General features: G+C 62.2%; 12 protein-coding genes. 5 read left to right on the forward strand and 7 right to left on the reverse strand.

Annotated features, from left to right (window positions below; genetic code table 11):
• Positions 1-127 precede the first annotated feature (127 nt).
• Complete coding sequence (locus tag NTH_RS17895) at positions 128-1,009, forward strand: alpha/beta hydrolase (RefSeq protein WP_338531297.1); 882 nt, start codon at positions 128-130, stop codon at positions 1,007-1,009.
• A gap of 119 nt (positions 1,010-1,128) precedes the next feature.
• Positions 1,129-3,384, forward strand: a complete 2,256-nt coding sequence (gene parC, locus NTH_RS17900; RefSeq protein WP_338531298.1) for a DNA topoisomerase IV subunit A — start codon at positions 1,129-1,131, stop codon at positions 3,382-3,384.
• Positions 3,385-3,559: 175 nt separating this feature from the next.
• Here the strand turns inward: parC and NTH_RS17905 are convergent, their stop codons facing one another.
• The 7 genes from NTH_RS17905 to hemB all read right to left on the reverse strand — a co-directional run bounded on the left by NTH_RS17905 (position 3,560) and on the right by hemB (position 11,426).
• Positions 3,560-4,756 carry a transporter substrate-binding domain-containing protein gene (locus NTH_RS17905; RefSeq protein WP_338531299.1) on the reverse strand — a complete coding sequence of 399 codons (1,197 nt, stop codon included), beginning with the start codon at positions 4,754-4,756 and terminating at the stop codon, positions 3,560-3,562.
• A gap of 111 nt (positions 4,757-4,867) precedes the next feature.
• Positions 4,868-5,878, reverse strand: a complete 1,011-nt coding sequence (locus tag NTH_RS17910) for an alpha/beta fold hydrolase (RefSeq protein WP_338531300.1) — start codon at positions 5,876-5,878, stop codon at positions 4,868-4,870.
• Between the two features lie 161 nt (positions 5,879-6,039).
• Positions 6,040-6,954 (reverse strand): DMT family transporter, encoded by a 915-nt coding sequence (locus NTH_RS17915; protein WP_338531301.1) that lies wholly within the window; start codon positions 6,952-6,954, stop codon positions 6,040-6,042.
• Between the two features lie 88 nt (positions 6,955-7,042).
• Complete coding sequence (locus tag NTH_RS17920) at positions 7,043-7,789, reverse strand: arginyltransferase (protein ID WP_338531302.1); 747 nt, start codon at positions 7,787-7,789, stop codon at positions 7,043-7,045.
• A 63-nt stretch (positions 7,790-7,852) separates the two neighbouring features.
• Positions 7,853-9,655 (reverse strand): SLC13 family permease, encoded by a 1,803-nt coding sequence (locus NTH_RS17925; protein WP_338531303.1) that lies wholly within the window; start codon positions 9,653-9,655, stop codon positions 7,853-7,855.
• Between the two features lie 203 nt (positions 9,656-9,858).
• Complete coding sequence (locus NTH_RS17930; RefSeq protein ID WP_338531304.1) at positions 9,859-10,326, reverse strand: RDD family protein; 468 nt, start codon at positions 10,324-10,326, stop codon at positions 9,859-9,861.
• Positions 10,327-10,385: 59 nt separating this feature from the next.
• Positions 10,386-11,426 carry a porphobilinogen synthase gene (hemB, locus tag NTH_RS17935; RefSeq protein ID WP_338531305.1) on the reverse strand — a complete coding sequence of 347 codons (1,041 nt, stop codon included), beginning with the start codon at positions 11,424-11,426 and terminating at the stop codon, positions 10,386-10,388.
• A 177-nt stretch (positions 11,427-11,603) separates the two neighbouring features.
• On the opposite strand from hemB, the gene NTH_RS17940 reads away from it, so the two are divergent.
• The 3 genes from NTH_RS17940 to ldtR all read left to right on the forward strand — a co-directional run bounded on the left by NTH_RS17940 (position 11,604) and on the right by ldtR (position 13,744).
• A complete protein-coding gene (locus NTH_RS17940; RefSeq protein WP_338531306.1) occupies positions 11,604-12,656 on the forward strand; it encodes an enoyl-CoA hydratase/isomerase family protein in 1,053 nt (350 codons plus the stop codon).
• Positions 12,653-13,072, forward strand: coding sequence for a DUF6163 family protein (locus NTH_RS17945; RefSeq protein WP_338531307.1), 420 nt, complete (start codon positions 12,653-12,655; stop codon positions 13,070-13,072). The genes NTH_RS17940 and NTH_RS17945 overlap by 4 nt, the downstream gene beginning before the upstream one ends.
• 156 nt (positions 13,073-13,228) lie before the next feature.
• The gene (gene ldtR, locus NTH_RS17950) at positions 13,229-13,744 is read left to right on the forward strand and encodes a transcriptional regulator LdtR (RefSeq protein WP_338531308.1); all 516 of its coding nucleotides are present in this window, start codon (positions 13,229-13,231) and stop codon (positions 13,742-13,744) included.
• Positions 13,745-13,789: the final 45 nt, after the last annotated feature.

Genomic DNA, 13,789 nt, shown 5'->3' on the forward strand with positions numbered 1-13,789 from the left:
AACTGTTACGGTTAATCTTGCTGAACTGGCAATATTATCGGTCGGCAAGATGACGGGCGCATATGGCTGTGTCAATTTAACTGCGCAATTCATGATGAACGGAACGATCAAACCTATGCATTTCGCCGTGTCCGCGAGACCATACCGCCTCTTCACGCTATGCCTGCTGACGCTGCTGACGGCGGCCGTGGCGATGACGGGTGGACCGGCCAGGGCCGGTGCATTGCACGACGGCTTGAGCTACGGCGGCGGGCTGGCGCTGGATATCCATCAGCCCGGCGAAGGGGTGACGCGCGCCTCGGCCGGCCTCAACCTCTTCGCCTTCGTCGGCAGCAGGCCGAAGCCGGTCGTCATCTACGCCCATGGAGGAGGCTGGGTGAAGGGCAGCCGCAAGAAGGTCTACTCGCTGCCCGAATGGCTGAACAGCAAAGGCTATCTCCTTGTTTCCATAGATTATCGCAAGGTGCCGGCCACCACGATAGACGGGCAGGCGAATGATCTTGCCCGGGCCGTTGCCTGGGTGCGCACCAATATCCGGAACTATGGCGGCGATCCTTCGCGGATCGTGCTCATGGGGCACTCGGCCGGTGCGCATCTGGTGGCGCTGGCGGCGGCGCGCGGCATGGTGGGCAATGTGCGCGGTGTCATTCCCAATGACGTGCAGGCCTACGACATGGTGGCCTATGCCGGCATGCGCGGCTCGCTCGGCTACCCCTATATCAACGCCTTCGGCTCCAATCCCGACGACTGGGTGCGCTGGTCGCCGGTCACCTATGCCCGGCGCGGCAGCGGCTTTCCGCCTCATCTCTTCCTGCATTCAGGCTCGAACGGCGAGCGCCGCCGCGCGCTCACCAACGGCTACGCAAATCTCCTGCGTGCCCGTGGCGCGCGGGTCGCCGTCTTCGACGGCAGGCGCTACACCCACGGCTCCATCGCCAGAAAGCTCGGCCAGCCGGGGGATCCCGCGACTTTGGCCATCGAGCGCTTTCTGGAGCAGGTGACGCGATGAGGGCCAGCAGGCAGCAAGGCGTGGTGAAAAATTTCCCTACGGCCTTGCTGCCCTGTTCCCCTGCTACTCCCTTGCCTCCGGCCCTTGCCGCGAATCACTCACTGGTCTAACCGAAAGCCATGGGAAAAGATCTGCTTCCAACCGGCGGTGACGGCCGTGCATCGGCCGAGCCGATCGACCTGAAGAAGGCGCTCGAGGAGCGCTACCTGGCCTATGCGCTGTCGACCATCATGCACCGGGCGCTGCCCGATGTGCGCGATGGGATGAAACCTGTCCACCGCCGCATCGTCCATGCCATGCGCCTGGCCCGCCTGGAGCCGGGGCAGCGTTTCGCCAAATGCGCGAGCATCGTCGGCGACGTGATGGGCAAATTCCATCCCCACGGCGACCAGTCGATCTACGACGCGCTCGTGCGCCTTGCCCAGTCTTTCGCCATGCGCTACCCGCTGGTCGACGGTCAGGGAAATTTCGGCAATATCGACGGCGATAACGCGGCTGCCATGCGCTACACCGAGGCGCGCATGACGGAGGCCGCCACGTCGCTTTTGGAGGGCATTACGGAAGACGCGGTCGACTTCCGCAAGACCTATAACGAGGAGGACGAGGAGCCCACGGTCCTTCCCGGCGCATTCCCCAATCTCCTCGCCAATGGGTCGAGCGGCATCGCCGTCGGCATGGCGACCTCGATCCCGCCCCACAACGCCGCCGAAATCTGCGACGCAGCCCTTGCCATCATCGACGATCCGGCTGTTGCCGACGAACGCCTGCTCGACTTCGTGAAAGGGCCGGACTTTCCGACCGGCGGCCTCATCGTCGAGGACCAGGCTTCGATCCGCGAGGCCTACAGGACCGGCCGCGGTGGCTTCCGGCTGCGCGCGCGCTGGGAAAAGGAGGACCAGGGCCGCGGCATGTGGACCGCCGTGGTCACCGAAATCCCCTACGGCATCCAGAAGTCGCGGCTGATCGAGAAGATCGCCGAGCTCATCATTTCCCGCCGTCTGCCCCTCCTGGAAGACGTCCGCGACGAGAGCGCGGAGGACATTCGCGTCGTGCTGGTGCCCAGGAGCCGGACGGTGACGCCGGAATTGCTGATGGAATCGGTATTCAAGCTTACCGACCTGGAAACCCGCTTCCCGCTCAACATGAACGTCCTGTCGCGCGGCAAGGTGCCGGGCGTGCTGTCGCTGAAGCAGGTATTGCGCGAATGGCTCGACCATCGCCGCGAGGTGCTTCTGCGCCGCTCGCGCCATCGCCTTTCAGAGATCGAGAAGCGGCTGGAGATCCTGGCCGGCTACCTTGTCGCCTATCTCAATATCGACGAGGTCATCCGGATCATTCGCGAGGAGGATGAACCGAAGAAGGAGATGATCGCCCGCTTCGAGCTGACCGACAACCAGGCCGAAGCCATCCTCAACATGCGGCTGCGCGCCCTGCGCAAGCTGGAAGAGTTCGAAATCCGCAAGGAGTTCGACAAGCTGTCCGAGGAAAAAACACAGATCGAGGGGCTGCTCGCCTCCGAGGCCAAGCAGTGGAAGACGGTGCGCTGGGAAGTTTCCAAGGTCCGCCAGACTTACGACCCGGAAAAGAACCCGGAGCTCGGGGCGCGCCGCACCACCTTCGCGGACGCGCCCGATCACGATCTGGAGGATGTTCATGAGGCGCTGATCGAGCGCGAGCCGATAACCGTGGTGCTCTCCGAAAAGGGCTGGCTGCGCGCCATGAAAGGGCACCTGTCCGACTACTCCACGCTGACTTTCAAGGAAGGCGACAGCCTCAAGCTCGCCTTCCATGCCCAGACGACCGACAAGATCCTGCTGCTCACCACGGGCGGCAAGGTCTACACGATCGGCGCCGACCGCCTGCCCGGCGGGCGCGGCCACGGAGAGCCGGTGCGCATCATGGTCGATATGGAGAACGACCAGGCGATCGTCACGGCCTTTGCGCATGACCCGGAGCGCAGGCTTCTTCTGGCTTCCCACGCCGGCAACGGCTTCGTTGTCGCCGAAAAGGACATCATCGCCAACACCCGCAAGGGCAAGCAGGTGATGAATGTGAAGGCGCCGGACGAGACGAAGATGTGCGTCACGGTCTCCGGCGATCACGTTGCCATCATCGGCGAGAACCGCAAGCTGCTCGTCTTCCCGCTTTCCGAGGTGCCGGAGATGGCGCGCGGCAAGGGCGTGCGCCTGCAACGCTACAAGGATGGCGGCATCTCCGACCTCAAGACATTCGCGATCGCCGAGGGGCTCAGCTGGCGCGATTCGGCCGACCGCTCCTTCGTGAAATCGCGCGAGGAACTGGCCGAATGGATGGGCAACCGCGCCGCCGCCGGCCGCATGGCGCCCAAGGGCTTTCCGCGCACGGGCAAATTCTAGAGCATTTTGCAGTCAGGTGGAATCACCTGACGTCGCATAAATGTGGTAAAAACAAACAGATAGCGCAGATCATCGTTTCTCAACGATGATCTGCGCTAGCGCCGCGCGCCTCGAAAGACGCACGGCGCACGAGGCGGCCCGATGGCATCTGCCCGATCAAGGCTGAGTGTGGCCGCTACCGGACATAGGCGGTACACTCGATCTCGATCTTGCCGCCCGCGACCAGGTTCGATGCTTCGAACGTGGTGCGCGCAGGGAAGCGGCCTTCAGGGAAATAGCCGGCATAGACACGATTCATTTCCTGGAAATCCGCGATGTCGGCGAGGATTACATTACAGCGCACGACCTCATCGAGCGACGAGCCGTTCCGTTCGAGCGTTGCGCCGATATTGTCCATGATCGCAGCGGTCTGGCCGGCAGTGGTCTCGGGGAAGACACCGTTGGCGTCATCGCCGAGAACGCCGGAGAGATACAGCATGTTGCCAACGCGCACCGCTTGCGAGAAGGGCAGGTTGCCGCCGTTGCCGATATATTCCAGCGATGCCCGGTCCGACCCTGCCTCTCCGGCAGGCGAAGGATCCGAGGTCAGGTAGCGGGAAACGATCGCCTCGTGTTTGCCGTTTGCTTTGATGGCGGCCAGCGCCCGGTTCAGCATCGCCTTGAGTTCCGGCTCGTCTTGCCGGATCGCCATTGCGATGCCGCTTCCAAGCGCCGGATCGGCCACGACTTCACCGGTGAAGTCGAAGTCGCTTCCCTCGGGCTTGTCGAGCAAAGCTCCCGATATCTCGATCGTGTCCTGCAACGTCGCGTCGATGTCCCCGGCAAGCAGGCTCTCGATCAACTCGGCGTTCAGGCCAAAGCTTACGATCTCGACGCCTTCGCTTTCCCACTTGGCCTTGGCGAAGGCCGCACGGCTGGTCCCGCTGAGCACGCCAATACGTTTTCCCTTGAGAGACGCTGCGGTGGGCGAAAGGTTAGATCCTTTACGTGCCACAAGGCGGCTCGACAGTTCGTACATGACGTCGGTGAAGTCTATGATCTGCCTGCGGGCATCCGTCGGCGTCATGGGCATGATGACATCGAAACGGCCTTCCTGGAGCGCTGCGATGTTGGTTGCGTAAGGCTGGTCGACCCAGGTGCAGCGGACCCGCATCTCTTCGCAGAGCGCGTTGCCGAGCTCAATATTCAGCCCCACAAGCTCTCCATCCGCATTACGGCTTTCAAAAGGGGGAACCTCCGCTTCCACTCCGAAGCGTATTTCGTCCCTGCTTTGCGCCAGAGCGGAGGTATTGTTTAAGACCGAAAGCGTGGAAAATAGAGCGACAAACGCAAGATACGGGTATGAAATATTGGTATTCATCGAGTTTTTCATGTGAAAAATCCCATAATGTTATTAAAGTGAATGCAAAATTATTTATATAACAGCGTTTTTAGTAATATATCTGATGTACGAAAAAATGAAACGGGATTCTTATGTAAACAATCAATTCAATCTTGCGATACCCTTCAAAAGGGCATCGTGAAATTTTTCTGGTTCCTCCATCTGTGGCGAGTGCCCGAGATCCGGAAATTCTACCAGCGTAGCGTTGGGGATGCGCTCGGCGGCTTGGCGCGCCAGAACGGGATAATTTCCGAGGCGTGCCGCAACGTCCGGTGCGGATCGGTTTGCGCCCAGTGCGGTGCGGTCGAGACCGCCGATCAGCAAAAGTGTCGGGGCCGATATGCGGGGAAACTCGTAAAGCACGGGCTGCCCCAAAAGCATTTCCGAGGTCTGCGCCTGTATATAGGCGACTTTCTCTCCGCCGGGCCCGGCATAGAGGCCCGCGAGCATGGAAACCGGCCGATCATACGCTTCTTTCCATTCGCCGGAATAGAAGAAGCGCTGCTGATACGCCTTGATGGAATCCGCGTTGGTCGTCAGTTCTGCCTGGTAAAGCCCGTCGATCGTCGCATAGGGAACGCCCTCGGCTTGCCAGTCCTCAAGCCCGATGGGATTGACCAGCACCAGCTGCTCGACAGAGTCCGGATATTGTATAGCAAAGCGCATGGCCAGCATGCCGCCCATCGAATGACCGCCTAGCGTGACGCGCTCGATCCCAAGCGAATCGAGAAGCGACTTCGTGTTTGCAGCGAGCTGGGCGAGGCTGAACTGATAGCCGTCCGGTTTGGTCGATGCGCAGAAACCCACCTGATCCGGCGCTATCACCCGGTAGCCCGCATCCGACAAGGTGGAGATCGTCTCTTCCCAGGTCGCGCTGCAGAAGTTCTTGCCGTGGAGCAAGGCCACCGTCCGGCCGTTTCCTGTGCCCTTTGGCGCGACATCCATATAAGCCATCTCGTGCTCAGCGCCTTGAGATGTGAAACTGTAGGTCTGGATTGCGTAGGGATAGTCAAAACCTTCCAGCCTCGGCCCGTAAACACCCTCCTGTGCGGAGGCCAAATGTACCGAGATCATAAGTCCTGCAGCGACTATCGTTGCTGTTCCTGTTCGCATGCCAACTCCTTACTGGTATGGGTTAAACGAAGAGAATATAGTGTAAACGATTAGTGTCCTAATCGTGGCATGGCTGTCGCCAGCCGATTATCGATCTGCCGATCGAGAAACATTAAGGGCAGGGGCGTGAGTACGCGCGACTGTCCTGGCCTCGCTGTTCCCTACATTGGATGCCGCATCAAAGCGGCGGCGCGCCGTCTTCGCCCGGCATGGATCTGCCATAGGGAATGCGCGATCAGTGTTGCCACCAGGATGGAGCCGCCGATCAAGCTCTGCATGGTGGGCGCTTCCGAAAAGATCAGCCACACCCACACAGGCGCGAGGACGGTTTCCAGCAGGTAGAACATCGCCACTTCAGGCCCCGACAGGAATTTGGGTCCGTTGGCGAGGCAGAAGAAGGCCAGCGGCATGACGACCGCGCCATTGAGCACGATCCACAACGGTTCCTCGATCCGATAGCCGGTTCTGGCCGTCATGACGGCCGCCAGAACAAAGGGCAGCGCAACGGCCATCAGGGCGGCAAAACCCATGTCCCGCTTGCTGGCGCGGCTCACGGTGATCGCCGAGGCGATCAGGAAGGCCGATGCCAGAGCCATCAGATCGCCGGCGAGATTGCCCGTGCCGACGCTGTCGCCGACGATGATCAGCACGCCGGCCATCATGACGAACATGGCGATGATCGTTGCCGGCCGCGGCCTTTCCCGGAGAAAGATCCAGGACAGAAGGGCCGCGAACATCGAGTTGAAGGCGAGAATGAACACCAGATTGGCGGTCGACGTGTTGTAGACGGCGCCGATGAACGTGATGTTGGCGAGTGCATAGAGCCCAGCGACCGCCAGGCCGTGCCTGCCCGGAACCAGGGCGGGGACGTCGCGCGAGAACATGCGCCATACCGACCAGATCACCAGAGCGGCGAGCACGGTCAGTCCGCTGCGCACCATCAGGATAGGCCAGTGATCGCCGTCGGCCAGCCGAATAAGCGGAATGTCGATGGTAAGGGTCATGCCGCCAAGGGCGGTCAGCGCCAATCCCTTTAGATGTGTGTTGGAGGCTTCAGGCAAGGCCGGTGCTTTCATGGGGTTTGCGGTCACTCCGTCCCGGCGACGGTGCGAATGCGCCAGGGCGGGAAGACAGACCCGGCGCACAACTTACGCAGCTTTAGAGCTATTCGACGCGGCTCCAGCCATTGGGGCCGAGGTGCTCCTGCGGCTTGAAACGCACCTTATAAGCCATCTTGCGCGAGCCATTGACCCAGTACCCGAGATAGACGTGGGGCAGGCCTGCCGCCGCGGCGCGCCTTATGTGGTCGAGGATCATGAAAGTGCCCAGCGACCGCTCCTCATGGGCCGGATCGTAGAACGAATAGACCATGGACAGCCCGTCGGCCATCCGATCGGTCAGCGCCACGGCGATCAGTTCGCCCTCGCCGCGCCCGGTGACGAAGGAATCGGCTCCGCGCCGGCGGTACTCGATGACCTGCGTGTCGACATGGGTGTCCTCGACCATCATCGCGTAGTCGAGAACCGTCATATCGGACATGCCGCCTTTCCTGTGCCGCGCGTCCAGATAGGTTCGGAAAAGCGAATACTGCTCCGTCGAAGGCTCCGCCTCATGGGCCGAGCCGATCATGTCGCTATTGCGCTTGAGGATGCGCTTCATGTTGCGGGTCGGCTGGAATTCCTGCGCGAGAATGCGCACGGAAACGCAGGCCCGGCATGTCTCGCAGGCGGGCCGGTAGGCGATGTTCTGGGATCGGCGGAAGCCACCTTGCGTCAGCAGGTCGTTGAGTTCAGGGGCCCTGTCGCCGACCAGATGCGTGAACACTTTCCGCTCGAACTGCCCTTCCAGATAGGGACAAGGCGAGGGCGCCGTCAGGAAGAATTGCGGAGATTGGCTCGGCTGCTGCGTCATTGTTGGCGGGCGTCACTCCCTAGGATGGTACGCTTGGACGATGCGGAGCGCGCATGCGCCCCTTCAAAGCCCATAATACCATGGACCGACGAAGGAAAAGGTCAACCAAATTATAATCACAAGCGGCACGCCGGCCTTCATGAAGTCGCGGAATGAATAGTGCCCCGGCCCCATGACCAGAAGATTGGTCTGGTAGCCGATCGGCGTTGCAAAGGAGGCATTGGCGGCGAAGATGGTGGCCACCACGAAGACCTCTGGCCGTGCGCCGATCGCTTCCGCTATGCCGATGCCGATCGGAGTGAAGAGCACCGCGGTGGCGTTGTTCGACAAAAGGTTGGTCAGCACTGCGACCACCGCGAAGTAGCCCGACAGCATCACCACGGCGCTGTGGTCCTTCAACAGTTCCACGGCCGTATCCGCGATGAGCATTGCCCCGCCGGTCTGCTCCAGCGCAGTCGCCGCCGCGATCGACGAGCCGACCAGAAGGAATATCTGCCGATCGAAGGCGCGGCCGGCCTGCGCCAGCGAAAGGCAGCCGGTGGCGATCATGGCGAATGCGCCGGTGATGGCGGTGGCAACAATGGGCGCCAGCTCGAGCGCCGCGATGATGACGATTGCCGCAAAAATGGCGAAGGCGATGCCTGCCTTTCGCCGCTGCGGCACGGGCTCGGCCGACCATTCCAGAACCAGCAGATCGTGGCTTTCGCGCAGATCCTCGAAAGCCCTGTCGGACCCGCCGATGAGGATGGTGTCGCCCGGTTCCAGGCGAATGTCGGCAACGGGCGTGCGGCCCATGCGGCTCTTGCGCTGCACACCCAGCATGTACACGCCATGCTCGGTTTCGATGCCTGCATTGCGGATCGTGCGCCCTGCATGACGGGAGCCGGGCGGGATGACGGCTTCGGCAATGTGATAGTCGGGGCCCGGAGGGGTAGCCGGGTCGTCCGCCGCCTGCTGGTGACTGGCCGCGCCGCGCGACAGCGCCTGTGTGAAGGCCCGCCGGGTCGCCGTCACGATCAATCGGTCGCCCTGCGAGATCACGACATTCTCGAACGGCGGGTGAAAGATCATGCCCCGCCGCACGATCAGCCGGGGCGTCAGGTCGCCCAGGCCCGGAAACATTCCGGCCCGCGATTCGATGCCCGTGAATGGATGTCCCGGCCCGATGTGGATTTCGCCGATGAACTGGGTGCCCGACTGGACCTGCTTGAAGGTCGTCTCGCTGCTCGAATCCCGCAGAATGCGCGGCATGATGACAAGCACGTAAAAGCCGCCGGCCGCCGCCAGGATCACGCCGGGAACCGTTATGTCGAAAAATCCGATCGCTATTCCCGATTCGGCGGCGACGCCGGCGACCAGCAGGTTCGTCGAAGAACCGATCAGCGTGGTCATGCCGCCCAGGATGGACATGAACGACAGCGGCATCAGCGCCTTGGAGACGGCAAAGCTGCGTTGCGCCGCGAAGACGATAAGGACGGGGATGAAGATCACCACCACAGGGGTGTTGTTGAGCACGGCGCTCAGCGCCGCTGCGGTCATCAGCGTGATGACGATGGTGCGGGCGCTCGACCCGCCGGCGGACTTTGCCAAAAGGCGCGCCGGGCGGTCCAGCGCGTCGGTGGCGAACAGCCCCTGACCGACGATCAGTAGTGCAAGAACCGTGGCCAGCGCCGGATTGGAGAAGCCGGCCAGGAGTGCCTCCGGCGCCAGCCCTTCGCCATTTTCATAAGGAACGAAGGCAAAAAGGGCCAGAAACGCCACGAGGCTGGCCAGAGCCACCAGCTCGAGCGTGAAGCGTTCGCTGACATAGGCTGCGATGGTGCAGACGATGATTGCATAGGTCGCCCACAGATGGAAATCGGCCATTCAGTCCCTGTCGCTTGAAACGCCTCGGCAACGGCCAGAGCATAAGCAGGACGGTCTGCGCCGCAAGCACGGATTTGCCCCCGATCGGGCTTGTACGCAACAGGGCATCTGCGCGCCCACCATTCGGCAGCAAGGATTTCCAAGCATCCATGGAGGGCTTGAAGAGAGCGGGGTCGAAGGCGGAGCCGCGCCGGCGGCCGAGATTAGTCGGTGCGCGTGACCACGGTGCCCAAGAGCAGGTCGTGCAGGGTGCGCTTGCGGTCGAGAACGAGCGTGGCGAGCAGGACGAGCGGGGTCAGGATCGCGTTGGCAGCCCAGAAAAGAACCGTGTGCACCACCGCCAGGACCGGGTCCACCCGGAGGCCGTCCAGCCGCTCGAGCCGGATCCCCATCAATCGCATGCCGAGCGTGGCCTGCCCGCGTCCGCCCAGCGTTGCGGCAACGTAAAGGAGCGCCGTCAAGGGAAAGAGGATGCCGAACAGCAGCCAACCGATCCCCAAGGTCAGCACACCCAGCAGCGCGACGACGACGGCAAGCGGCACCATCAGAAGCAGGATCAACGCATAGTCTACGAGGAATGCGAAAACGCGGCGCGTGCGCACGCCGGCCAGGAGCCGCCGGTCATCGAGGCGATCGACCATGATTTCACCATCCAGGGTTTGCGTTGCCATTGCCGCTCTTTCTCTTCCAGGTTGAGATCAGGCGATAGATGGGTGCTCGATGAGGCTTTTCAAGTACGCGATCCGTGCAGGCGCTGGGCTACCTCCGGCGCAAAGTAGGTGAGGATACCGTCGCAGCCAGCGCGCTTGAAGGCCAGCAGGCTTTCCATCATCGCCAACTCGCCGTCGATCCAGCCATTGGCAGCGGCGGCCTTGATCATCGCATACTCGCCCGACACCTGATAGGCGTAGGTGGGTACGCCGAACGCCTCCTTGATCCGGTAGACAATGTCGAGATAGGGCAGGCCGGGCTTGACCATCAGCATGTCCGCGCCTTCCGCCAGATCCTGTTCGGCCTCGCGCAGGGCCTCGTCGGAATTGGCCGGGTCTATGTAATAGGTCTTCTTGTCGCCCTTCAGCAGCCCGTCCGTGCCGATGGCCTCGCGATAGGGACCGTAAAAGGCGGAAGCGAATTTGGTCGCGTAGGACATGATCGCCACATCCTGAAAGCCGGCGGCATCGAGCGCATCTCGGATAGCGCCGATGCGACCGTCCATCATGTCCGATGGCGCTATGATGTCGGCGCCCGCCGCCGCCTGCAGCACCGCCGCCTGCGCAATCTGCTCCACGGTCTCGTCGTTGACGACGATGCCGTCCTTCAGGATGCCGTCATGGCCGTGGCTGGTGAAGGGGTCCAGCGCCCCGTCGGTGATGATGCCGAGGTCCGGCACCGCTTCCTTGATCGCCCGGCTTGCCCGGTTGATCAGATTGTCGGCGTCGAGGATGGCGCTGCCACGGGCATCGCGGCGCGAGAGCGGGATATTGGGAAAAGTGGCGATCGCCGGTATGCCAAGGCGCGCGGCGCGCTCTGCCTGCTTCACGGCAAGGTCGACCGAATAGCGGCTGACGCCCGGCATGGCGGCGACGCCTTCCTGGCGGTTCTCACCCTCGATCAGGAAGATCGGCCAGATCAGGTCCTCGACGCGCAAATGGTTTTCCTGCACGAGACGGCGCGACCAGCCGGCCTTGCGCATGCGCCGAAGCCGCCGTCCGCCGGTGATCTCATCCACGGTACGGCTCGTCTGCGGCTGTTGGCGTGTGATCCTGTTCACCTGGGCTCTCCCGTTTGCTCGCCTGCCATGCGGTAATCCCGACTTCCCGCCCCGCGCAAGGGGCGGATTGACGCGCCGTCCACCGCCATTGTCGCCACCGGGCGCCAACGGCATTGACGACGCGGCGCGCGGCACATAATCACCGATTACAGGGTTGAATGCGAGGGGAGGAATCGGGTGGAGCGCGATTTCGGAGCAGGCGACGACATTCGCTTCACGCGGATGGGCAAGGCCGGCATCATCACGCTCACCCGGGCGCAGGCGCTGAACGCCGTCAACCATCGCATGATACGTGCCATTGCGAAGGCGCTGGAGGAATGGCGTGATGACGACGCCGTCGAGCTCGTCATCATCAAGGGCGAGGGCAGGGCCTTTTCGGCCGGCGGCGATCTTCAGGAAATCTACCATTCAGGCAGGGCGGGCAAGCCCGATACCGGATTCTTCGCCGACGAATACCGCCTCAACGCCGCGATTGCGAATTACCCCAAGCCCTATGTGGCGCTGATCGACGGCATCGTCATGGGCGGCGGCGTCGGCCTGTCGTGCCACGGCTCCCACCGCGTCATGACGGAGAAGACCGTCTTTGCCATGCCCGAAGTGGGCATAGGGTTCTTCCCCGACGTCGGCGGAAGCCACATCCTGTCCCGGCTCGTCGACAGCTATGGGCAATATCTGGCGCTCACCGGCAACAGGATCGGCCAGGGCGACGCCATATGGTGCGGCCTTGGAACCCACGCCGTCGCCTCCCAGGACCTGGAGGCGCTGACCGATGAATTGTCGGAGACCGGAAAGGTGGAGGCGGCGCTGTCGCGGCGCTGCCGCAAGGTTCCGCGCGATATCGACGATGCCACGATACATGTCCTGTCCGAGCATTTCTCGCTCGGAACGCTCAAGGACGTGGTAGCCAGCCTGAAGGAAGCGGCCGACAAGGGTGACGAATTCGCCGGCACTACGCTGGCCACCATGGAAACGCGCTCGCCCACCAGTCTTCACGTGACCTTCCGGGAGATCGACCTGGGTGCCATGCTTTCCATCGAGGAGTCCATGCGGATGGAGTTCCGCATTCTCAACCGCATGCTGGAAAGCCACGATTTCTACGAAGGCATTCGCGCCGCCATCATCGAGAAGACCAAGGACCCGAAATGGCAGCCGGCGCGGTTGGAGGACGTCACCAAGGAAATGGTCGATGCCTATTTCGACCCGCTCGGGGAAGGGGAGCTGGAGCTGTGACCCACGAGGAGGCGGCGGGCCCGGCCGCGCGCCCGAGCTCGCTTGACTTCGGCTACGAACTTCTTCTCCGCATGGTGGCCATATCGTGCCTGGTCTTCGGAGTCGGCTATTGGGTGCGGCTTCTCGGCTTCTTCGAGGGTCCCCACTGGCGCTTCGATCTGATGCCCATGTATTGGCAGGCGACCGCCGTGCCGTTGGCGGTTCTGTTTCCCTTCGCCGCCATCGGCCTTTGGGCGCTCGCTTCCTGGGGCCCCGTCGTGTGGGTCCTGTGCGCGTCGATGGAAGCGGTCATGTATGCGGGCTTTCCTCATCTTTACGGCGACAGGCCCTGGCTCGTCCTTTTCCACGCGCTGGTCGCCGTCCTCTACATCGCCCTGCGTGCGGCCTTTGCGCTGCGCAGCCGCAAGGCGCATTAACCCAGGTTAACGCCTTTTTAGCCGTAATCGCAGGAGAGCCATCCGTAAGGCCTTGTTAAGCCTAGCGTTTAAGTCGAATTTTAGGTGCATTCGATAGGGTCGCGACCAAGGTGAAAAAAACAAAACTCACCGGCGTCAAAACGAAAGGCATCTACCATGATCAACTCGCGACCCGCGAAAGAACCGCTGTCTGGAAGTGAAGAACGTGAAGACGCGCTTCGTTCCCTCTACCTCGAATCGCTCCAACTCGTCGAGAAGCTGCACCGCCGCCTGCTCGACGTGATCAAGGACGAATTCGAGCGCCAGGGGCGCAGCGACATCAACGCCATTCAGGCCTTGCTTCTGTTCAACATCGGCAGCGCCGAGCTGACGGCAGGCGAGCTTCGCTCGCGCGGCTATTATCTCGGCTCCAACGTGTCGTACAACCTGAAGAAGCTCGTCGACATGGGCTTCATCCACCATCAGCGCTCGCGCGTCGACCGCCGGTCGGTTCGCGTCAGCCTGACACCCAAGGGGCAGGAAATCGCCAAGGTGGTTTCCAAGCTCTATGATCGTCACACCGGTTCGATCGAACAGGTCGGCGGCATCAATGCGGACGAGTTCCGCCAGATGAACCGCGCCCTCCAGCGGCTCGACCGCTTCTGGAACGACACGATCGCCTACCGCATGTGACCACTGCCATTTGACGGCCGGGGGCAACCTGGTCATAGCGGGGCC

It is taken from the genome of Nitratireductor thuwali, assembly GCF_036621415.1.
GTDB lineage: Bacteria > Pseudomonadota > Alphaproteobacteria > Rhizobiales > Rhizobiaceae > Chelativorans > Chelativorans thuwali.